The sequence below is a fragment of the Rhodococcus sp. 2G genome (assembly GCF_001886355.1).
Taxonomy (GTDB): Bacteria; Actinomycetota; Actinomycetes; order Mycobacteriales; family Mycobacteriaceae; genus Rhodococcus; species Rhodococcus pyridinivorans.
Genome location: NZ_CP018063.1, coordinates 232,006 through 252,198, shown reverse-complemented (window position 1 = coordinate 252,198; position 20,193 = coordinate 232,006). Strand labels below are relative to the sequence as shown.

At 68.8% G+C, this 20,193-nt stretch carries 18 protein-coding genes and 1 tRNA gene; 7 read left to right on the top strand and 12 right to left on the bottom strand.

Going from position 1 to position 20,193, the window contains the following annotated elements:
• Positions 1 to 17: 17 nt before the first annotated feature.
• Entirely contained in the window at positions 18 to 1,058 is a 1,041-nt protein-coding gene (locus BO226_RS01230) for an LLM class F420-dependent oxidoreductase (RefSeq protein WP_006551568.1), read from the bottom strand.
• A 73-nt stretch (positions 1,059 to 1,131) separates the two neighbouring features.
• The gene (locus BO226_RS01225) at positions 1,132 to 2,040 is read right to left on the bottom strand and encodes a universal stress protein (RefSeq protein WP_006551569.1); all 909 of its coding nucleotides are present in this window, start codon (positions 2,038 to 2,040) and stop codon (positions 1,132 to 1,134) included.
• 146 nt (positions 2,041 to 2,186) lie between these two features.
• Here BO226_RS01225 and BO226_RS01220 point away from each other — a divergent pair, with 146 nt between their 5' ends.
• From BO226_RS01220 to BO226_RS01210, 3 genes are all read left to right on the top strand, one after another.
• Complete coding sequence (locus BO226_RS01220; RefSeq protein WP_071934467.1) at positions 2,187 to 2,630, top strand: RrF2 family transcriptional regulator; 444 nt, start codon at positions 2,187 to 2,189, stop codon at positions 2,628 to 2,630.
• Between the two features lie 54 nt (positions 2,631 to 2,684).
• Positions 2,685 to 3,908, top strand: coding sequence for a globin domain-containing protein (locus BO226_RS01215; protein ID WP_019289865.1), 1,224 nt, complete (start codon positions 2,685 to 2,687; stop codon positions 3,906 to 3,908).
• Between the two features lie 74 nt (positions 3,909 to 3,982).
• On the top strand, positions 3,983 to 6,295 hold the full coding sequence (locus BO226_RS01210) for a M28 family peptidase (protein ID WP_071934466.1): 2,313 nt from the start codon (positions 3,983 to 3,985) through the stop codon (positions 6,293 to 6,295).
• 5 nt (positions 6,296 to 6,300) lie between these two features.
• Here BO226_RS01210 and BO226_RS01205 read toward each other — a convergent pair whose 3' ends face one another.
• Together BO226_RS01205 and BO226_RS01200 are read right to left on the bottom strand one after the other, a co-directional pair.
• Positions 6,301 to 7,809 carry a glutamate-cysteine ligase family protein gene (locus BO226_RS01205; protein WP_156895083.1) on the bottom strand — a complete coding sequence of 503 codons (1,509 nt, stop codon included), beginning with the start codon at positions 7,807 to 7,809 and terminating at the stop codon, positions 6,301 to 6,303.
• A gap of 131 nt (positions 7,810 to 7,940) precedes the next feature.
• Entirely contained in the window at positions 7,941 to 8,762 is an 822-nt protein-coding gene (locus BO226_RS01200) for a M23 family metallopeptidase (RefSeq protein ID WP_071934464.1), read from the bottom strand.
• Positions 8,763 to 8,996: 234 nt separating this feature from the next.
• Between BO226_RS01200 and BO226_RS01195 the strand changes: the two genes are divergently transcribed.
• From BO226_RS01195 to BO226_RS01175, 4 genes are all read left to right on the top strand, one after another.
• Positions 8,997 to 9,069 (top strand) — tRNA-Arg (locus BO226_RS01195).
• 172 nt (positions 9,070 to 9,241) lie between these two features.
• Positions 9,242 to 10,057, top strand: coding sequence for a DUF5602 domain-containing protein (locus BO226_RS01190; RefSeq protein ID WP_071934463.1), 816 nt, complete (start codon positions 9,242 to 9,244; stop codon positions 10,055 to 10,057).
• Positions 10,058 to 10,263: 206 nt separating this feature from the next.
• On the top strand, positions 10,264 to 11,037 hold the full coding sequence (locus BO226_RS01180) for an amidohydrolase family protein (RefSeq protein ID WP_071936316.1): 774 nt from the start codon (positions 10,264 to 10,266) through the stop codon (positions 11,035 to 11,037).
• 94 nt (positions 11,038 to 11,131) lie between these two features.
• On the top strand, positions 11,132 to 11,584 hold the full coding sequence (locus BO226_RS01175) for a hypothetical protein (RefSeq protein WP_071934462.1): 453 nt from the start codon (positions 11,132 to 11,134) through the stop codon (positions 11,582 to 11,584).
• A gap of 68 nt (positions 11,585 to 11,652) precedes the next feature.
• Here BO226_RS01175 and BO226_RS01170 read toward each other — a convergent pair whose 3' ends face one another.
• The 8 genes from BO226_RS01170 to BO226_RS01135 form a co-directional block, all read right to left on the bottom strand.
• Positions 11,653 to 11,982 (bottom strand): YnfA family protein, encoded by a 330-nt coding sequence (locus BO226_RS01170; protein ID WP_006551592.1) that lies wholly within the window; start codon positions 11,980 to 11,982, stop codon positions 11,653 to 11,655.
• An 11-nt stretch (positions 11,983 to 11,993) separates the two neighbouring features.
• Complete coding sequence (locus BO226_RS01165) at positions 11,994 to 13,010, bottom strand: hypothetical protein (protein WP_232238030.1); 1,017 nt, start codon at positions 13,008 to 13,010, stop codon at positions 11,994 to 11,996.
• On the bottom strand, positions 13,007 to 14,173 hold the full coding sequence (locus BO226_RS01160) for an ATP-binding protein (protein WP_071934460.1): 1,167 nt from the start codon (positions 14,171 to 14,173) through the stop codon (positions 13,007 to 13,009). Before BO226_RS01160 ends, BO226_RS01165 begins: the two co-directional genes overlap by 4 nt.
• A 44-nt stretch (positions 14,174 to 14,217) precedes the next feature.
• Positions 14,218 to 14,490: a LuxR C-terminal-related transcriptional regulator gene (locus tag BO226_RS01155; RefSeq protein ID WP_016692216.1), complete on the bottom strand. Its 273-nt coding sequence runs from the start codon at positions 14,488 to 14,490 to the stop codon at positions 14,218 to 14,220.
• A gap of 148 nt (positions 14,491 to 14,638) precedes the next feature.
• On the bottom strand, positions 14,639 to 15,661 hold the full coding sequence (locus tag BO226_RS01150) for a hypothetical protein (protein WP_071934459.1): 1,023 nt from the start codon (positions 15,659 to 15,661) through the stop codon (positions 14,639 to 14,641).
• The gene (locus BO226_RS01145) at positions 15,658 to 16,881 is read right to left on the bottom strand and encodes a sensor histidine kinase (protein WP_071934458.1); all 1,224 of its coding nucleotides are present in this window, start codon (positions 16,879 to 16,881) and stop codon (positions 15,658 to 15,660) included. The genes BO226_RS01150 and BO226_RS01145 overlap by 4 nt, the downstream gene beginning before the upstream one ends.
• Positions 16,865 to 17,542, bottom strand: coding sequence for a response regulator transcription factor (locus BO226_RS01140; protein ID WP_006551596.1), 678 nt, complete (start codon positions 17,540 to 17,542; stop codon positions 16,865 to 16,867). The genes BO226_RS01145 and BO226_RS01140 overlap by 17 nt, the downstream gene beginning before the upstream one ends.
• Before the next feature lie 43 nt (positions 17,543 to 17,585).
• Positions 17,586 to 19,976 (bottom strand): ATP-dependent DNA ligase, encoded by a 2,391-nt coding sequence (locus BO226_RS01135; RefSeq protein WP_071934457.1) that lies wholly within the window; start codon positions 19,974 to 19,976, stop codon positions 17,586 to 17,588.
• Between the last annotated feature and the right edge of the window lie 217 nt (positions 19,977 to 20,193).

Below are 20,193 nucleotides of genomic sequence, written 5' to 3'. Positions count from 1 at the left end.
GAACCTTTCTCGGTGGGTCAGCCGCAGATCTGCCGCAGCTGTTCGATCAGTCGCACACGACCTGCGGTGTCGGCCGCGAAGGGGGTGACGTTGAGGGTGGTGACCCCGGCCTCCGCGAAGGCAGCGACTCGCTCCCGCACGAAGCCCTCCGAACCGATCAGGGAGATCGAGCGGAGCAGTTCGACGGGCACCGCCGCGGCCGCCTCCTCCTTCTTGCCGGCCAGGTAGAGCTCCTGGATGGTCTCGGCTTCCTTCGCGTAGCCGTAGCGGATCGCGAGGTCGTTGTAGAAGTTCTTGCCCTTGGCGCCCATGCCGCCGACGTACAGCGCGACCATGGGCCGGACCCAGTCGAGCATGTGGTCGACGTCGTCGCCGATGGCGAGCGGGGTCTGCGCGTAGATCTGCAGGTCGCCGAGTGCGGGATCGCGCTTGGCCTTGCCCTTCGCGATCGATTCGCCCCACACGTCGGCGGCCTTCTCCGGGTAATAGAACAGCGGCTGCCAGCCCTCGGCGATCTCGGCGGTCATCTCGACGTTCTTCGGGCCGAGCGACGCGATGATGATCGGGATACGTTCGCGCACAGGCTTGTTGATGATCTTCAGCGGCTTGCCGAGTCCGGTGCCGCGGTCTTCGGGCAGCGGGATCTGGTAGTACTTGCCCTGGTGGTCCACCTTCTCGCGGCGCCACACCTGCCGGCAGATGTCGACGATCTCGCGGGTGCGACCCAGCGGCGCGTTGTAGGGAACGCCGTGGAAACCTTCGATGACCTGAGGGCCCGACGCGCCGACACCGAGCACGAATCGGCCGTCGGAGACGAAGTCCAGACCGGCCGCCGTCATGGCGGTGAGCGTCGGTGTCCGGGTGAACAACTGGAGGATGCCGGAGGCGAGTTCGACCCGGGAGGTCTTCGCCGCCAGATAGCCGAGCTGACTCACCGCATCGAACGAATAGGCCTCGGGTACGAACACGATGTCGAGGCCGGCCTTCTCCAGGTCGGCCACCTCCGCCGCGGTCTCCGCGAAACCTCCGCTGTAGTTCAGTCCCATCCCGATGCGCATGCGCCACCTTCGTCCCTGCTGCACACCCCCGTTCGGGGGCGCGATCGTCCATGTGCCCCGCACACTACCGCCGTCAGGAGGTGACCGGTCGCACCACCATCACCGGGCAGCGCGCCTCGCGCATGAGCGCGTTTCCGGTAGAACCGAGCACCATCCCCTTGAAGCCTCCCCTGCCGCGAGTCCCTACCACGACGAGCTGGGCTTTCTCGCTCCAGGACTGCAGATGGGCGCGGGGGCCGTCGACGTAGACCTTCCGGTGGACCGTCACGTCCGGATAGCGCTCGCCGTAGCCCGCGAGGCACTCGGACAGCAGGGAGTGCTCGTACTCCTCGAACGCGCGGGGATCGAAGTCGAGGGGCGACTCGTCGATCTCCCCGACTTTCAGGTCGCTCCAGACGTGGACGGCGACGAGGTCGACCCTGCGCCAGGATGCCTCCTCGAACGCCAGATCGACCGCTTGGCGGCTCGCGGGGCTGCCGTCCACGCCGACGACGACGGGTCGCTCGTCGGGGACGGGCCCTTCCGGTCCTCGCACCACGACGACCGGGCATTCGGCATGACCGGCGACGGAGACCGGGGTGGAACCGAGGAAGGCCTCCCCCATCTTGGTGCTGCCGGTGGCCCCGAGGACGATCATGCGCGACGTGCGGGACAGTTCGACGAGCCACTTGGCGCTTCCGGTGAGGGCGAGCTCGGCGGTGATCTCGAGGTCCGGCGCCACCGCCTCGGCGGTCTCTGCAGCCTCCTTCAGGAGTGCCTGAGCCTCGGCCTCGCTCCATTCGAAGACCTGCGAGGGGCGGAAGAAGGGAAGTTTCGTCCAACCCGAGGGTGCGAAGTCCACCGCGTGGACGAGATGCAGTGGGATCTTCCGGCCGGCCGCGGTGGCGGCAGCCCACCTCACCGCCCGCTCGGAGGCCGGGGAACCGTCGGCACCGACGGTTACGTGGTTGTGGTCGCGGGGTGCTTCACCGAGAGGTTTCACGTCCGTGAGGCTAGTCGGATCCGGTACGTCCGGATACGGACTTTGGTCATCACATCGGGATTCCTTCGGTGGCAATGCATTCCATCGACAGCGATGTGCGTCACATAAAATTGTCATCGCGAATGCGAATTTACTAGCGTAGGGCCATGCAACTCACCCGGTTCACCGATCTCGGACTGAGAGTTGTGATGCATCTCGTCGCCGGCCCGGCGGGGAGTATGCCCGGTACCAGAACGATTGCAAACCAGCTCGATCTGTCGTACGCACATACGACGAAGGTCGTCGCCCGACTCGGCGAGCTCGGGGTGGTGGCCACCCGCCGCGGACGCGGCGGAGGCCTGACCATCACCGAACTCGGCCGCACGGCGAGCCTCGGATGGCTCACCCGAGCCCTCGAAGGTGAAGAAGAAGTCGTCGAGTGCGAAGGAGCGAAGCCGTGCCCCCTGCGTCACGGCTGCACCCTGCGCTCGAAGCTGCGTACCGCACAGGACGCCTTCTACGCCGCTCTCGACGACGTCACGATCGCCGACCTGGCGACCCCTGACGCCGGTCCGGTCCTGCTCACCCTCGAACCACCCACCGGCCGCTGACCCACGGCGAGGCTGCCGGTGCAGCCCGTCACGACACACACGAGGAGACACACCATGCCGCTCTCACCCGAATCCAAGGACGTCATCGCCGCGACCCTCCCGGCGGTGGGAGCCGCCATCGGCGACATCACCCCGTTGTTCTATAGCAAGATGTTCGCCGCCCATCCCGAGCTCGAACGCGATCTGTTCAACCGCGGCAACCAGAAGCAGGGTGAGCAGCAGAAGGCACTCGCCGGATCGATCGCGGCCTTCGCGACGCTCCAGCTCGATCCCGATCCCGCCCGTGTCGAGGCGATCCTGTCCCGCATCGCCCACAAGCACGCCTCGCTCGGCATCAAGCCCGACGAGTACTGGATCGTCCACAAGCACCTCTTCGAGGCGATCGTCGAAATCCTCGGAGAGGCAGTGACTCCGGAAGTCGCGAAGGCGTGGGACGAGCTGTACTGGCTGATGGCCAATACCCTCATCTCGATGGAGGCCGATCTGTACCGGGCCGCAGGTGTCGAGGCCGGCGACGTCTGGCGCACCGTCCGCGTCGCCGACCGCGTCCACCAGTCCGCCGACACCGTCTCGTTCGTGCTCACCTCGCTCGACGGTTCCCCGCTGCCCACCTTCCGTCCGGGCCAGTACCTCTCGGTCGGCGTCCGCCTCCCCGACGGCGCCCGCCAGATCCGTCAGTACAGCCTGTCGAGCGCACCCGCGAAGGGCGACTGGCGTATCACCGTCAAGCGGGTCCTGGAGACCACCGCACCCGACGGCACCGTGCTTCCCGCCGGTGAGGTGTCGAACTTCCTGTACAACAACGTCTTCGAGGGCGACGAGCTGGAAGTCACCACTCCCTTCGGCGATCTCGTACTCACCGAGGACGACACCCCGATCCTGTTGGCGTCCGCCGGCATCGGATGCACCCCGATGATCGGCATGCTCGATCACCTCGCCGGCGTCGGCGACGAGCGTCCCGTCGCGGTCCTGCACGCCGACCGGTCGGTCGCGAGCCACGCCCACCGCCGCGAGCTCGAGACCCTTGCCGAGAAGATCCCGTCGGCCCAGCTGTACCGCTGGTACGAGGACCTCGGCAACCGCCGGCCGCTCGAGACGGTCCGCGTCGGACGCGCCGACATCTCCGATCTGCCGCTCGATCCGAAGACCCAGGCCTACCTGTGCGGCCCGCTGCCGTTCATGCTCTCGCTGCGCGAGGCCCTGATCGAGCGCAACGTCCCGGCCGAGAACATCCACTACGAGGTGTTCGGGCCCGACAGCTGGGCGCCTGCCTCCTGATCCGACCCGATCCGATCGCGGTGCCCCGGCCGAGTCTGCCGGGGCACCGCTGCATTCGCGGCTAGGCTGCACCCATGGACTCCGCCGCGGCTGTTCGCCACCCGGCCCCGTCCCCGCGTAGCCGATTCCAGGCACTGGGTAGCAGTGTCCTCGCGCTGATCGGAGTCCTTCTCGTGGCGGGCCTCGTCGCGCTGTTCCCCGCGTCCGACGAACCGCTCGGAACCGATGCATCCGCCGATGTCTTCAGCGCCGCCCGCGCCGGTGAACACATCGACGCGATCGCCACCGGCCCACGACCGCCCGGGTCGACCGCCCACGCCGCCGCCCGCGACCATCTCGTCGCAGCCCTGGAGGATCTCGGGTGGTCCACCCGCGTCGACTCCGGCGTCGGATGGATGGCGCGGTCCGGTGAGGCGACCCAGCGCGGTGCCCGCGTGCAGAACATCGTGGCGACCCGAGCCGGTACCGATCCCACCGGCACCGTCGTGCTCGCCGCGCACTACGACACGGTCCGGGGCTCCCCCGGCGCGAGCGACGACGGGATCGGCGTCGGCACGGTCCTCGAGGTCGCGCGTGCCATCGATTCCGGTCCTCCCCCACGGAACGACGTCGTCGTCCTGCTCACCGACGGTGAGGAGAACGGTCTGCTCGGCGCCCACCGGTTCGTGGGCACGGAGTCCGTCCGGGCAGGTCCGGTCGTCGTGCTCAACCACGAGGCGCGCGGAAACGCCGGTACTCCGACGACCTTCCGGATCACCTCACCGAACGGCGTCCTGATCGACAGCCTTGCGGGGGCACCGGGCGCGAACGCCGACTCCCTCACCGAACTGATCTTCGAGGCACTGCCGAACAACACCGATTACCGCCGCTTCGCCGAGCACGGCCACCACGCCCTCGACACCGCGATCTCCGCGGGCTCGGCGTACTACCACAGCCCTCTCGACACCCCCGACCGTCTCAGCCGGACGTCGCTGCAACACATGGGCGACACCTCCCTCACGACCGCCCGCACGCTCGCCGGATCCGATCTCACGACCGTCGGCGACGGCGGCGACCAGGTCGTGACGACCGCGCCCTGGGGACTTCTCCACGCGCCGCGGTGGGCCGAGATCGTCGGGGCGATCACGCTGGCCGGAATCGTGGGGGCGATCGTCGTACTGCAGGTGCGCCGCGGCGAGACGTCTGCCTGGCAGGCCGGCGCGGCCGTGGCCGTGGCCCTGCTCGCCGCCGTCCTCGCGGCGGGCGCAGCGTGGCTGCCGTGGTGGATCGTGCAGACCGTCGATCCGGGCATGGCCGCGCCGGTCGCCGACGAGCCCTACCGGCCGGGTGTCTTCCAGTTCGCGGCGGTCGTCGCGGCCCTCGGCGTCCTGCTGGTCGCGCGATCGTGGTGGGGTCGCGGCCGTCCGGCCGCCGCGCTCACGTGCGGAGCGTTCACGCTCGTCGCGCTGCTCGCGCTCGCCGGCATCCCCTTCGCCGGTGTGCCTCTGACAATGCTCGTACTCATCCTGCCGACGGCGCTGGGTCTGCTGGTGGCGCTGCTTCTCCCGCAGGACGACACGGTGTGGCCGCTCGTCGCGATCACCCTCGGCGCGCTCGGCTCGCTGATCTTCGGCCTGCCCGCCGTGCTGGTGTCGTTCGACGCCGGACTCCTCTACGGGGCACCGGTGGCCGGTCTGTTCGTCGCATTCACGTTCGCCGCGGTACTCCCGCTGTGCGAGCCGTTCGCGTCGACCACCCGCGGGCTCGTCGTCTCCGCGACCGGCATGATCGCGATCGTCGTGGTGGGCACGCTGCTCGCCGGCTACCTCAACCGGGACGGGGCGACCGATCCCCGGCAGGAATACCTCTGGTACTCGCTCGACGCCGACCGGGGTGCCGCGGTGTGGGGATCGCCGGACGGCCCGAGATCCGACTGGAGCGAAGGGCTGCTCACCACCGGTCCCGAATCGCTCCCCACCGCCTTCCCGTGGCGGGAGCACCGGCCGATGTACCACGGGCCCGCTCCGGTCGCCGACCTCGAGGCGCCCGAGGTCGAGATCCTCGAGGACACGACCGGCGGAAGCGCCCGGAAGATACGACTGCGGTTGAGCTCACCGAGGAACGCCCAGGCTGTCGGGTTGTGGATCGACAACACCACCGCCCACGTCCACGGCGCGACGGTGGACGGCTTCCGCGCCGAACCGTCCGACGACTTCGGTTTCCTGTTCTGGGCTCCCGGCGCCGACGGGATCGAGGTCGAGCTGACGTTGAGCATGCTCGAGAGCCGCCTAGGCGTCCGCGTCGCCGATCTCGGTGACGATCTCGGCGAAGTAGCCGGCTTCGAGCCACCCGCGGATCGCGTCGTCGTCCAGCCGACGGTGGCCGTGACGCGGACCCTACAACTGTAGGGCCGTCACTCCCACTCGTGAGCGGGAGTACCCGAGGCCATGTTCTGCACGTAGTCCTTCATCATCCCGAGCAGGGCGGTGCGACGGCTCTCGCCGGCAGCCTCGCGTCGGGCCACCTGCCGTCGTTGCCACGCCGCCCCGGTCTGCCGAGTCAGTGCACGCCCCTCGACGATGCCGAGATAGCGGTCGCGGACCGCCGCCGACAGTCCGTATGCCTCGAGGCCCTGGTGCGCAAGCGGCAACAGGCACCGCAGCACGAGTTCGTCGGCGCCGACCCATCCGGTGCGCGGCCAGTACAGCTTCGCGTCGAGACCGAACTTCGCACCGAGCACGAGGTTCCGCTCGGCGGCGTCGAAGCTGAGGTCGCGCCAGAGCGGCTCGTCGGCGTCGGTGAGGGCGCGCAGCGTCCCGTAGTAGAAGGCGGCGTTGGCCATGGTGTCGAGGACGGTCGGTCCTGCAGGGAGCACACGGTTCTCGACGCGCAGGTGCGGATGGCCGTCGCTGATGTCGTAGACCGGCCGGTTCCACCGGTAGATGGTCCCATTGTGCATCTGCAGTTCGCGCAGTTCGGGAATCCGGCCGGTGTCGAGTTCGGCCATCGGATCGACGTCCGAGACCTCCGGAAGGAGAGCCGTGAAGTAGTGGGAGTTCTCCTCGAACAGGTCGAGGACGGAGTCGATCCACCGCTCACCGAACCACACGCGGGGACGGACACCCTGGTTCCGCAGTTCGAGCGGACGCGTGTCGGTGGCCTGCGCGAACAACGGGATCCGGCTCTCGTGCCACAGCGCCTTGCCGGCGAGGAAGGGCGAGTTCGCCGCGAGCGCGACCTGCGCTCCGGCCAGGCACTGGGCGGCGTTCCAGTGCGTCGCGAAATCCTCGGGGGCGATCCGCAGATGCAGCTGCAGAGACGTGCAGGCAGCCTCGGGGACCACCGAATTCATATCTGCACGAAGGGTTTCCACGACATCAGTGCCGGGCAACGGCACACCGTCGAGATCGAGTTCGATGTCCTCACCACGCGCCGCGAAGATCTGCTCGTTGAGCGCTTCGTAGCGTGGGTTGGCGGTGATCCGGCCCCGTTCGAGGTCGTCGAGTTCGAGTGTGGGCAGCATGCCGATCATGACCAGCTGCGCGTCGTGCAGGTGCATCCGCTCGTCGGCGCGACGCAGCGACGACCGCAGCGACTCTTCGAGTTCGAAGGGTTCGTCGCCGGTGAGACGTCGCGGCTCGACGTTCATCTCGACGTTGAACTGGCCGAGTTCGGTCTGGAAGACCGCGTGATCGTCGATCGCCTGGAGCACCTCGAGGTTCGACATCGCGGGCGACATGTCGTCGCGGACGAGGTTGAACTCGATCTCCATGCCGAGATGCGGTTCGGGTGACGAGTGTACGTCGACGAAGACGTCCTCTCGAAGCATCCGTTCGAGCGCCTTCATGCAGTCGCGAACCTTGCTCCGGAACATCCGCCGGTCTTCCCCGGTGAACGAACGAGCGGATATCTCAGCTCCCAATGGAACCCCCGGATCGGCGCGCGGTCTGTCGAGCCAAGCCTAGCGCGCGCTCACGCTGGGGGTGGGATCGACGGCGTGCCGTCGGGTGGGATCGAACACTGCGGTGGGATCAGACGGCCACTGCGGTGGGATCAGACGGCGCGGTAGCCGCCCCAGTCGGTGACGACGCCGCGATCGCTCAGCCACGCGTTGGGGTTGATCTTGGTTCCTTCGGTGTCCCAGACCTCGAAGTGCAGGTGCGGTCCGGTGGACCAGCCCTCGTTGCCGACGGTGGCGATCTGCTGGCCGGCGTTGACACGCTGACCCGCCGAGACCTGGTAGGTGCTCACGTGACCGTAGACGGCGGTGGTGCCGTCGTCGTTGAGGACGCGGACCCACTGGCCGAAGCCGGAAGCCGGTCCGGCGTCGAGGACCGTGCCGTTGGCCGCGGACTTGATGGGCGTTCCGATCGGAGCGGCGATGTCGATGCCGCCGTGGTGGGCGCCCCAGCGCGGACCCCAGTCGGAGGTGAGGGTGCCGGAGACGGGCTGGACGGCGGAGGGAGAAGCCGGGTTGAGCTGGTCGAGCCAGCTGGGACCCGAGAACTGATCGAGGAAGCCGGTGACCTCGGCCGGAAGCTCGGGTGCGCCCTGCTCGGCCGGGGTGGTGATGCCGGGGATGGCCGGGATCTCGACACCCTCGGGCAGCAGGCCCGCGGGGAGCTCGAAGGGCAGGCTGGGCGCGGGGGCCTCGGCCTGGACGTGGTCGTGGCCGGGATGCGCGGCAGCGGTGCCGGCGCCGATCTGCGAGCCGACAGCGAAGAATGCACCCGTGGCAGCGGCGACGGTGGCGGCCTTGACCGGAGCGGACGCACCGGTGGGCTCGACGCGGTGACGGCCCTTGCCGGAGGAGGGCGCGCCAATCGTCTCGAGGTCGAATGCTGCGTCTTCGCGCGTGCGCTGATGGCGTCCCACAGTATGTCCCTTGTTTCGTCCCGACTTCGACCGGGTATCCCCGGCCGCTCCTGGCGACCCAAGGTAACAAAACGGTATAGGGAAAGGCCAGTGTTACCTTTCCTTGATCTCAATCGGCGGGAACCTGCAGGTCATACGCGCCACCTCGAGAGCCTCGGGAGCGGGCGCTTGGTTACGGCGCATGCCCGGCGGCTACACTCACAACGCGCCAAGGTCGGCTCCGCCCGGCCGGACGCCTCCGTAGCTCAGGGGATAGAGCACCGCTCTCCTAAAGCGGGTGTCGCAGGTTCGAATCCTGCCGGGGGCACACATCGGGTTCCGCTCGCATCCGCAAGCACTGGCGGACCCACTTCCTCGAACAGCACGGACACCGTCCCGCCCACGCATCACGGTTCGATCTAGTCGGTCATCCGCCGTCCGCGCGACAGTTAGCATCCACAACGATGCCGCTCGACGACGACGGAAATCGAGGACCCCACATGGACATTCGGACTCGTGCCCGACATCTCGCCGTGATCGTCTCGGCGGCGGTCCTCGGATTGTTCGTCACTCCTGCACCCGCAGGAGCCGGGGGCGTCTCGGGCCTCGTCGAAGGACCCGCTCATCCCGTCGGGGCGGGCAACGCCCGCACGTACGTCACCGTCGACGAGGAGGGCACGCCGGCCACCATCGGGGTGCGACTCGATGCGGCCGCACTCGACGACCTGCCCAGTGCCCTGCTGCCGGTCACCGAGGCGTACGTGCTCGAGTTGCCCGAGGAGGCGTCCGCCACCGCGTTCGACCACGTCACCGTCGACTGGAACTCGCACGGCCACGACCCCCAGCACGGCTTCGACGTCCCGCACTTCGACGTCCACTTCTATCTCCTGGACCGGCCCACGGTGGAGTCGATCCATCCCTTCGCCCCCGGCTACATCCCCGCCGCGGCCCGCGTGCCCGACCCGCGTTACATACCGGAGGGGTACGCACCGTCCGGGGATCCGCTGACGTCGACCGTCGCGGGCATGGGACTGCACTGGGTGGACACCACCGAGGCGGAGCACGATCCGGCGGCGGGACACCACCTCACCGAGACCGTGCTCTACGGCACGTGGGACGGACGGCAGGCGTTCATCGAACCCATGCTGAGCCGCGAGTGGCTCGCGACGCGGCCCGCGCACCACGAGGAACTCCGTCTGCCCGAGGCGTACCAGCGCGAGGGCCTCTACCCCACCACCTACTCCGTGTGGTGGGACGAGGCGTCGCAGACGTACACGGTCGAACTCGGTGGGCTCACGATGCGCGAGGCGTCGTAGGCCGGTCGGTCGAGCGGGGACTCAGTCCAGCGGGGAGACGCGGATGAGGTTCCCGTCCGGGTCCGAGACCACGAATGTCCGCCCGAACACCTCGTCGTGCGGACCGGCCGAATCGCTCCTCCGACGTCACACCGTGCATCGCCGCGAGTGAACTCCCGCTGATCCGAACCCTGTTCCGCTCGGACCGGGCTTCCTATCGTGGGGAGATGTTCGACGCCCACCTGCACATCATCGATCCGCGTTTCCCCCTCGTCGAGAACGACGGCTATCTGCCCGAACCGTTCACCGTCGACGACTATCTCGCGCGGGTCGCGCATCTGGGTGTCACCGGAGGCACGGTGGTGTCGGGGTCGTTCCAGGCTTTCGACCACGGCTATCTCCTCGACGCGCTCGACCGGCTCGGGCCCACTTTCGTCGGCGTCGTGCAACTTCCGGCCACCGCCTCGGACGACGAGATCACCCGGCTCGACGCGGCGGGAGTGCGGGCCGTGCGATTCAACGTCCGCCGTGGCGGATCGGCCACGCTGTCCGACCTCGACCGGCTCGCCCGGCGGGTCCACGATCTCGTCGGCTGGCACGCCGAGTTGTACATCGATTCGCGCGATCTGGCCGAGCTGCACACCACGATCGCGGCACTGCCCGCCGTCTCCGTCGACCACCTGGGACTGTCGCAGGAGGGTCTGCCGTCGTTGTTGCGGCTGGTGGAGAGCGGTATCCACGTGAAGGCAACAGGGTTCGGGCGCGTCGATCTCCCGGTGGCCGACGCGCTTCGCGCCGTTGCCGATGTGAATCCCGGGGCACTCGTGTTCGGCACCGACCTGCCGTCGACGCGGGCACCGCGACCGTTCCGGGACAGCGACATCACCCTCGTCGAGGACGTGTTCGGCGACGAGCTCTCCGACGCGGTACTGCGCCGCAATGCTTCCGAGCTGTATCGGATCGAGACCGAAACCGCTCCTGGGTCTTCGGTGTCTCGATAGACTCACGCTCGTCATCGGTGCGCGGGACGCGCCGCGGTGTTCCTCGCTGCGGTCGGCTCCCGGACGTGACCTTCCCTTTCCGAGGAGCAGCACCATGCCTGCACTGCGAATTCCACGTCGAGTTCTCGCCCTGGCGGCACCCGTCGCCGCCGCAATCGCATTCACCGGTGTGGCCACCGCTGCACCCCCTCAGCCTCTGGGCACGGCGATCACCATCGGCTGCATCAACCAGGGCAGCCTGGCGTCGTTCACCTCGGTCACGGCGCAACCCGGACCGGACGAGGGCATCCCCGGCGGCCACGTCCTGTTCTCCACACGGGAGGCCCTGTGGCCGGTCCCGGCAGCGGGGCAGGTCAGCGTCGCATGGCTCAACCGCAACAACGGCCGCACCGGCATCGTCGATCTGGTCGGTGCGTACTCGAACCTGTCGACCCTGGTCGACACCGGTCCGGGCGAGGTCGTGGCGACGGTCTTCGGTTCGGTGAATCTCGGCAGTGGACCGCTGTGCAACTCGACCCCCGCAGTCGGCAGCGTCGTGGTGCCGTGACGCCCGGACGAGGCATCCGGCCGAGTTGTGCCGTATGCCTCGTCACCGAGGTGGTGCCGGATGCGTCGTCACCTGGGTGAATACATGATGATGGCGACGCCGGCAAGGCACACGAGCGCGCCCGCGACATCCCACCGATCCGGCCGGAAGCCGTCCATCACCATGCCCCACACCAGGGAACCCGCCACGAACACACCGCCGTACGCCGCGAGGATGCGACCGAAGTTCGCGTCGGGCTGGAGCGTGGCGACGAAACCGTAAGCGCCGAGAGCGATCACGCCCAACCCCATCCAGATCCAGCCGCGGTGCTCACGCACGCCCTGCCACACCAGCCACGCACCGCCGATCTCGAACAGGGCGGCAACGGCGAACAGCAGCAACGACTTCAGCACGGTCACGAGGTGTGACTCTAACCCTGCGACGCCTTGCCCAGCTCGATGCGGCGCACGGAGTCCCCCCGCACGAGGATCGTCACGAGGGCCCGGCGTCCCGGAGGCAGGACCCGCACCGTGACGGAACCGTGTGAGACCGAGTCGAGTTCGTCGGCGACCGCGCGGCGGAGGCGGGCCTGTTCGTCGGGGTGTACCCCGTCCAGGCCGTGATCGTCGAGCATCACCACGTCCACGCCTCGTCGGCGCGCGGCGTCGGCCGCCTCGACGACCTGGGGGTCCTGCAGGGCCGGCGCTCGAAGCCCGTCCCGCAGACGTGCTTCGAGCAGCACACCGGTGCGCCGCTCCCCCGCGTCGAGCAGCTCCCCGGTCGCGATGCGTTCGAGCAGGGGCCGGGCCAGGGAGTCGAGCCGGTCGAGCTGCGCGTCGCGCTCCTCGAGCGCTGCAGCCGAGGCCGCCTGTTCTGCGCTGCGCTGCAACGACATCGCACGCAGCAGGTAGATGGATCCGGCGAGGGGTCGCAGGGTGAAGGCGAAGAAGGTGGACATGAGGACCGGGGCGGCGTTGACGAGCGACAGCGACAGGCCGGAGCCGATCCCCTGTCCGGTGGCGTAGGTCCAGAAGGTAGCGGTCGCGATCATGCAGGCCAACCCGATCCACGCCGCGAGGGTGCGTCCGCGCACGCACATGAAGGTGAAGACGACCGTGGACATCCCGAGCGGCCAGGTCGCGATGCCTCCCGGAGACGGCACCGGCAGCACCGAGAACACGAGCGCCGACGAGACCGTCCCGGTGGCGGCGAGCAGGATCGTCGCCGGCATCGGCAGCGGGTCGCCCGGAACGGTGATGAGGGTGAATGCCGCGAACGTGCACACGAGCACGGCGAGGGCGGGAGGCCAGCTCGCGGACGTGTGCTCGGCCCCGAACGCCGCCAGCACGAGGCAGACCAGGGCGTAGAGGCTCACGAGCGCACGTGCGGCCGTGGTGCGCATCCCCAGCAGGTCGCGCACGTCGCGGGTCGATTCGGCGGTCGTCACGGTGCGCGACGCTCGGCCGGATCGCACCAGTGCAGCGTCACCGTCGTGCCCGCGGGACCCGAGGTGATCTCCGAGTCGCCCCCGGCCATGCCTCGCATGCGTCCGTGGATGCTCGCGCGGATGCCCATCCGGTAGGGGTCGATCTGGGCGGGGTCGAATCCGTGGCCGTCGTCGCGGACGACCACCCGGACCGATCCGGGCCCGAGGTCGACGTGCACGGCCCGCTGTGTGCCCGGGCCGGCGTGGCGCACGCTGTTCCGCACGGCCTCGGCCAGTGCGGCTGCGACCGCTCTGATCACGTCGGCCGGGTAGTGCGGTCCGGCATCGGTGCTCGTCGTGGTCGTGAACTCGACGTCCTCGTCCACCTCGGAGGCTGCCGAGCGGAACTGGGCTGCCACCCGGTCGGCGTCGAAGCTGCTCTCGGTGTCGTCGCCGCGCCGCAGGGAGTCGAACATCTCCAGCGCACGACGGGCCTGGGCCGCGACGGGACCGTCGGATGCGCCGCGACCCGAGGCGAGCAGAGTGGACATCACCCGGTCGTGGACGAGTGCATCGAACCGCTCGCGTTCGACCGTCCTGGCCGCGGCCGCCGCTGCTGCGACGACAGATTTCTCCGTGGCCGCGACGGTGGAATCGAGGACGTCGCCCGTGCGGAAGGCGACGATCGCCGCGGCGGCGAAGACCCCGCAGAACATGAGCGCGAACGCGAGTTCCGGGACGAAGCGGTATCCCGTCGTGGTGTTCACCAGCAGATAGTTGGTGGTCTGCACGACGAGCACCACCACCGTGAGGTAGGCGAGCGCCGTCCGCGGCCGCCACGCTGCCGCCGCGGACAGTCCTGCCACTCCGGGGAAGAGCGCCTGCCAGGCCGTGCTCGTGGAGGCCTCCCCCGTCCAGGCCGGGAACCACAGGACCGCCGCGACCAGGAAGGCGACGGCGTTGGCGGCTGCGAGTCGTCCGACCCACCGGACATCGCTCAGGAAGGTTGCCACCCCGAGCGCGATCCCGGTGCCGAAGATCGCTAGCAGTGCCGTCGGCAACCACCACCATGCCGTGAGGTGGGCCTGCGACACCGCTGTGGGGACGACGAACAGCAGGTAGAACACATAGCCCGCACTGATGAACCGGCCGAAGACCCGGTGGATCCGGTCGGCCGCGCTCATCGGATCCGTCGTGTGTCCACCCCGTGCGGTGGCAGGCCGACGGGTCACAACTCGTCGATGGAGACCACACCGTCCTGCAGAGCGCGGGCGAGCAGTGCCGTCTTCGTGGTCGCCGTACGCCCGACACGGGCGTACTTCTCACGGATGCGGACGATGTGGGTGCTGACCGTGGCTGCGGTGACGAACAGGCTCGCAGCCGCCTCGGACTTGGACTCGCAGAGCAGCCAGGCCCGCAGGATCTCGATCTCGCGAGCCGAGAGTGCGGGCTTCTGAGGCGCAGGCTTCTGTGCCGGGGAATGTTCGAGCATCGTCGTCATAGCGCGTCCCTACCGAGATGAATACATGGGATCGAACCGAGTCCCCCGACGAACTCCGTTTCGAGTGCCTACAACTTAACGGTTGAAACCGACAACTACCCAGACAGATTTTTCTCTGCCCAAGAAAATATGGGCATCGGTGTTTCGCCTAATTACCGGTGCGCCGGCCGTCGTGTCCGATCTCGATTCGGCGCACATCCTCGCCCTTCACGAGCATCGTCACCATCGCCGCGCGGGCCGGCGGCAACACACGCACGGTCACCGACCCTTCTCTCACCGAATCGAGCGCGTCCACCACCTCCCGGAAGACGGCGCGCCGAACCTCGGGAGATGCCGAGTCCATGGCGTGGTCGTCGAGCATGACGATCTCGACGCCGCGCCGGCGGGCCGTAGCGGCGGCCCGGTCGACCTCGGGTACCTGGAGTACGGGAGCACGCAGACCGTCGCGCAGTCGTGCCTCGACGAGTCCGCACTCGATCCGTTCGTTCTCGTCGAGGGGTTCGCCCGAGACGATCCGCTCGAGCAACGGACGCGCCGACGCGTCGAGGCTTCCGAGGCGGACGTCACGTTCCTCCAGAGCCGCGGCAGCCGCGGACTCCGCCGCGATCCGCTGCATCGACCGGGCGCGCAGCAGGTAGATCGACCGCGCGAGCGGGCGGATCGTGTAGGCGCAGACGGTGCCCATGAGCACCGGTCCCGCACTCGTGATCGTCAGGCCGAGCCCGTAGCCCATCCCAGGGCCCGTGAGATGCGACCACAGCGCGGCGACGACGAGCATGAGGAGCATCCCGCACCAGGCGTACGCCGTGCGTCCCCGCACGCACATGAACACGAGGATCGTCGTGGACATCCCGAACGGCCACAACTCGATGGGGTGCGGCGCCGGATCGGCGGGCACCACCCACAGCACCGACGCCGACGCGATCGCGCCCGAGAACGTCATCGCCAGTGCGGGTCGCACCGGTAGTGGGTCCCCCTCGACTGCGACGAGCGCGTAGGCGGCGGCCACACACACGATCACGGCGATCGCGAGGGGCCAGCGGACCTCCGCATGGGGCGCGGTGTTCAGGGCGAGCACCACGCAGGTCACCGCGTACAGGACGGCGAAGGCCCGCGCGGGCCGGCTGTGCATCCGCAGCAGATCGGAGACGGTCGAGTTCGCCGTGTTCATGCGGCCGGATCCCGCCAGTACAACAACACCCGGGTCCCGGCGCCGGGAGCGGACTGCACGACCGCCCGGCCCCCGGACACCCGGCGCATACGTCCTCGGATGCTCACTTCCAGACCGAGCCGGTGCGGGTCGACGGCCTCGGGTTCGAAGCCTCGGCCGTCGTCCACGACCTGCACGGAGATCCATCTCGGTGCCACGTCGACCTCGACCGTGCGGGACGCGTCCTTTCCGGCATGCCGCACGCTGTTGCGTACCGCCTCGGCGAGGGCAGCGGCGGTCGCGCGCGCGGGTTCGGGTGGGAACGCAACGTCGCCGGATCCCGGGGCGACACGGCCGGTGAAGACGACATCCTCGTCGGCCTCGGTCGCCGCCGATCGGAGCCGCGCCACGACCGCGGCGGCGTCGAGCGCCGACTCCCGATCGGTGCCGCGCCGCAACTCGTCGAGTTCGGCGACCGCTCGTTCGGCCTGCTCGACGAGCGACTCTCGGGGTGCGTTGCGTGACACCGCCAGCAGGGTGGACATCACGCGGTCGTGGACCAGGGCATCGAACCGTGCGCGCTCGGCGTTCCGTGCTTCCGCTGCGGCCGCGGCGGCCGCCGTGGCCTGGGTGGCAGCGATGGTCTCGTCGAGGGTGCGGCCGGTGCCGAGTCCCACCACCGCGGCCGCAAGGAAGACCGTGCAGAAGACGAACGCGAACGCCAGGTCGGGTGCCAGGAAGTATCCGAAGGGGGCGTCGCGGGCGAGGTGATTCGCGCACTGCGCGAGCAGAACCACGAGGATCATGTGGACGAACGCCCGCCGGGGTCTCCACGCGACCGCCGCCGCGAGCGACGCGAGGCCGGGAAAGGCGGTGAACCACAACGACTGGTCCTGCGGGATCTGCGTCCCGTTCCACGCCACGAACCACAATGCGACCATCACGACGTAGGCGAGCGCATTGACGGTCGCGGTCCGCTGCATCCACACCGTGCCGCGGAACGAGGCGAAGCCGAGCGCGACCCCGGATCCGAACATGAGGACGGCCGCGGTGGGAGTCCACCACCACGCGACGAGTGCCGACACTTCGAGGATCTCCGGCACGAGCAACGCGAAGTAGCAGAGATATCCGATCGCGACGAATCGCGCGAACATCCGGAGAAGTCGGTCGGCAGCCGCCGTGCTGCGATCGTGCGACTTCTCCCCGGTGTCCCCGGCCGTCTCGTCAGCGACGGCGGACATCCGACCGTTCGGGCATCGGCAGCCACCCGTCCTCGACGGCACGTTTGTACAGATCCGTCTTCGTGGGTGCGGGACGACCTGCCTCCGCGTACTTCTGGCGGATCCGCTGCAGGTAGTCGTTGACGGTCTGCGGAGCGAGACCCGTCAGCCGGGCGACCCGGTCGAGCTTCTCCCCCGACGCATACAGTTCGAGCACTTCGAGCTGCCGCGGACTCAGGCCGACATCGTCGAGTTCGGGATCACCGTCGATCGCCGCGGCCCACTCGGTGCTGGCGACCTGCCCTCCGGCGGCGGCCACGCGGATCGCCTCGATCACCACGGCCGCGGGCTCGGATTTCCGCACCACCCCGAGCACACCGGCGCGGGCGGCCGAACGCAGCAGATACGGGTTCTCGGCGCCGGTGAAGACCAGGGTCTCGAGGCCCGCCGCGCGCAGCTGCTCGACGTTGCTCTTCGGGGAGGATCCGTCGGACAGGCGCAGGTCGAGAACGGCGAGGTCGAGGTCGGTGACCTGCTCGAGCAGACCCGAGACGGTGGTGGCGGTACCTGCGAGCTCGAGATCGGGTTGATCGGCGAGCATCGCTGCGAACCCGAGCGCGACCGACTCGTGATCCTCGACCAAACCGATCCGACGGACGACGCCACGCGAGCCCTCGGCCATTGATGCCTCCCCTAATGCCCGATCACCCGACTTCGAACGAACGTTAGCAGTCAGCGCCTGTTTCCTCTTCTCGCACCACACTCGACGCGTCCACATCGTCGCGCAGACCACGCCAGCTCGCGTGCCGCACCCGGTCTCCTTCCGTCCATCCTCCGAACCGCACCTCCCCCACGAGTTCGGGCCGCAACCACACCGCATCGCGGCGTTCGGCGGCCGGCACTTCGTTCGCGAACGGGTTCGTGCGGCTCGTGCGCCCTTTCACAGCCTTCGCCACCGACAGGAGCGTCTCGTCGTCGAAACCGGTGCCGACCTTGCCGACGTACACGAACTCACCGTCGTCGTCGTAGACGCCGAGCAGCAGGGAGCCGAAGGTCGAGGCACGGTTGCCGTTGCCACGGCGGTATCCGCCGAGCACGACGGTCTGGGTGAGCCAGTTCTTCGATTTGATCCATCCGGCGCCGCGCTTGCCCGGCAGGTACACGGAGTCCCGGCGTTTGGCGACCACGCCCTCCCAGTTCTTCGCGCGGCTGCGCGCGAGAGCCTTCGAGCCGTCACCCGAGAGCAGATCCGGGACGATCAGTCCGTCCGTGGCAGCGGCGAGCGCCTCGAGGACCCGTCGGCGATCGTCGTAGGTCTTGCGCAGCAGCGACACCCCGTCGAGATACAGCACGTCGAACACGCGGTACTCGTAGTTCACGCCCCGCTGCAGCATCGAGAAGCTCGTCACCCCGGAGCGGTCGACGGCGACGATCTCCCCGTCGAGCACCGCCCGGTGACCGTCGAGGATCGTCGCGAGTTCGACGAGCTTCCGGTAGTCGCCGGTGACATCGCGACCGGATCGGCTGCGGAGCCTGACGGTGCCGTCCTCGATCTCCGCGATGGCGCGGTATCCGTCCCATTTGCCTTCGAACGCCCAGTCTTCGGCGTCGAGACCCGAGACGTCACCGGGGGACGCGAGCATGGGCGCGAGATCGCGCGGGAAGGCCTTGGACCCCGACGATCCGACGAGGGAGGGCGGATCGGCGTCGGACGACTCGGTGCTCGGCGACGACTGGTCCTTCATGCGGTGCGCCAGCCACTGGTTCTTCTCGGTGCGGATCAGCGCGTACCGTCCCTCGATCCGGTCGCCGTGGAACCGCACGATCACCTCGTCGTCCCGCCACTTCTCGGTCTCGTAGGTGCCGGTGTCCCACACGGTCATGCTGCCGGCGCCGTATTCGCCCTTCGGGATCGTCCCGTGGAAGGTCAGGTACTCGATCGGGTGGTCCTCGGTCCGTACCGCGAGATTGTTGCGCCCCGAGGTGTCCGGCAGGTTCTTCGGTACGGCCCACGACGCCAGCACACCGTCGCGTTCGAGCCTCAGGTCGTAGTGCAGGCGACGCGCGTGGTGCTCCTGGATGACGAACCTGTTGCCGGGGCCGTCGTCGGGGACGCGGTCGGGTACCGGTTCCGGGGTGCGCGACGCGTCGCGCTTGCCGCGGTAGGTGTCCAGGGCGTCTCCGCCGGACACGGTCTTGCCGCCGGACCCGGTCTTGCCGCCGGACACAGCCTTGTCTCCGGACACAGCCTTGCCCAGGGGCGGGTCGAGACCGGCGAGCAGGTCCCCGAACTCCCCGATGCGGGCGAGGACCTCCCGGAACTGCAGTTGCGCGAGGTCGGGGTCGTCGAGTTCGTCCCAGCTGCGCGGCGCCGCCACCCACGGCTCGTCGCGACCGCGCAGCGAGTACGGCGCGACCGTCGTCTTGGAACTGTTGTTCTGGCTCCAGTCGACGAAGACCTTGCCCTCGCGCGCCGACTTCGCCATCGTCGCGGTCACCAGGTCGGGAAGGGTGGTCTCGAGATTGTGCGCGACCTGCTTCGCGACCTTCGACGCCCCCGACGACGACAACCTCCGATCGAGCGGGACGTACAGGTGGATACCCTTGCTGCCGCTGGTGACCGGATAGGCCGACCACCCGAGTTCGGCGACCGTGTCGCGCACATGGCGCGCGACCTCCGCGCACTCGGCCAGGCCCACGCCGGGGCCCGGGTCGAGGTCGAAGACGATGCGGGTCGCAGGCCCGGCCTTCTCCCCGTCGAAACGCCACTGGTGCACGTGGAGTTCGAGGGCGGCCTGTTGTCCGAGCCAGACGAGCCCGGCGGCGGAATCGAACAGCGGGTAGATGACCCGGCGGTCCTTGTGGTGCAGGGTGCGACGGTCGATCCAGGCCGGTGCGTGGTCGGGGAGGTTCTTCTCGAAGAAGGACTGTTCGCCGACACCGTTCGGCCACCGGTTGCGGGTCGCGGCCCGGCCGACGATGTGGGGAAGCATCGCCTCAGCGACGGCTTCGTAGTACTCGACGACCTCACCCTTCATCGTCCCGGTGCTCGGATACAACACCTTGTCGAGGTTGGTCAGGGTGATGCGGTGACCGTCGATCGTCCGGGTCGGCATACTCCGGATTCTGCCAATCCGGGCGCGTTCCGGTGCGGTGTCGCACGGAGCAGTCGGGACGGCACGTCCTCACCGATGTTCCGAGCATACGCCGAAATGTCATCACCGGGGCCGGATGTGGGCACTCGGAGTACCGCCGACGGGGCAGGTCGACAGATCCGACCCTCTGCGTCGGAAGTCTCGTGCCTCGCCGGCAGCGTCGACAGCGAACACATCG

Bases quoted from the DNA above. Each gene is read 5' to 3' on its own strand.
- BO226_RS01140 (WP_006551596.1), bottom strand. From the start codon at position 17,542: ATGGCCGAGGGCTCGCGTGGCGTCGTCCGTCGGATCGGTTTGGTCGAG.
- BO226_RS01135 (WP_071934457.1), bottom strand. From the start codon at position 19,976: ATGCCGACCCGGACGATCGACGGTCACCGCATCACCCTGACCAACCTC.
- BO226_RS01230 (WP_006551568.1), bottom strand. From the start codon at position 1,058: ATGCGCATCGGGATGGGACTGAACTACAGCGGAGGTTTCGCGGAGACC.
- BO226_RS01215 (WP_019289865.1), top strand. From the start codon at position 2,685: ATGCCGCTCTCACCCGAATCCAAGGACGTCATCGCCGCGACCCTCCCG.
- BO226_RS01175 (WP_071934462.1), top strand. From the start codon at position 11,132: ATGCCTGCACTGCGAATTCCACGTCGAGTTCTCGCCCTGGCGGCACCC.
- BO226_RS01150 (WP_071934459.1), bottom strand. From the start codon at position 15,661: ATGAACACGGCGAACTCGACCGTCTCCGATCTGCTGCGGATGCACAGC.
- BO226_RS01145 (WP_071934458.1), bottom strand. From the start codon at position 16,881: ATGTCCGCCGTCGCTGACGAGACGGCCGGGGACACCGGGGAGAAGTCG.
- BO226_RS01180 (WP_071936316.1), top strand. From the start codon at position 10,264: ATGTTCGACGCCCACCTGCACATCATCGATCCGCGTTTCCCCCTCGTC.
- BO226_RS01190 (WP_071934463.1), top strand. From the start codon at position 9,242: ATGGACATTCGGACTCGTGCCCGACATCTCGCCGTGATCGTCTCGGCG.
- BO226_RS01160 (WP_071934460.1), bottom strand. From the start codon at position 14,173: ATGAGCGCGGCCGACCGGATCCACCGGGTCTTCGGCCGGTTCATCAGT.
- BO226_RS01155 (WP_016692216.1), bottom strand. From the start codon at position 14,490: ATGACGACGATGCTCGAACATTCCCCGGCACAGAAGCCTGCGCCTCAG.
- BO226_RS01210 (WP_071934466.1), top strand. From the start codon at position 3,983: ATGGACTCCGCCGCGGCTGTTCGCCACCCGGCCCCGTCCCCGCGTAGC.
- BO226_RS01220 (WP_071934467.1), top strand. From the start codon at position 2,187: ATGCAACTCACCCGGTTCACCGATCTCGGACTGAGAGTTGTGATGCAT.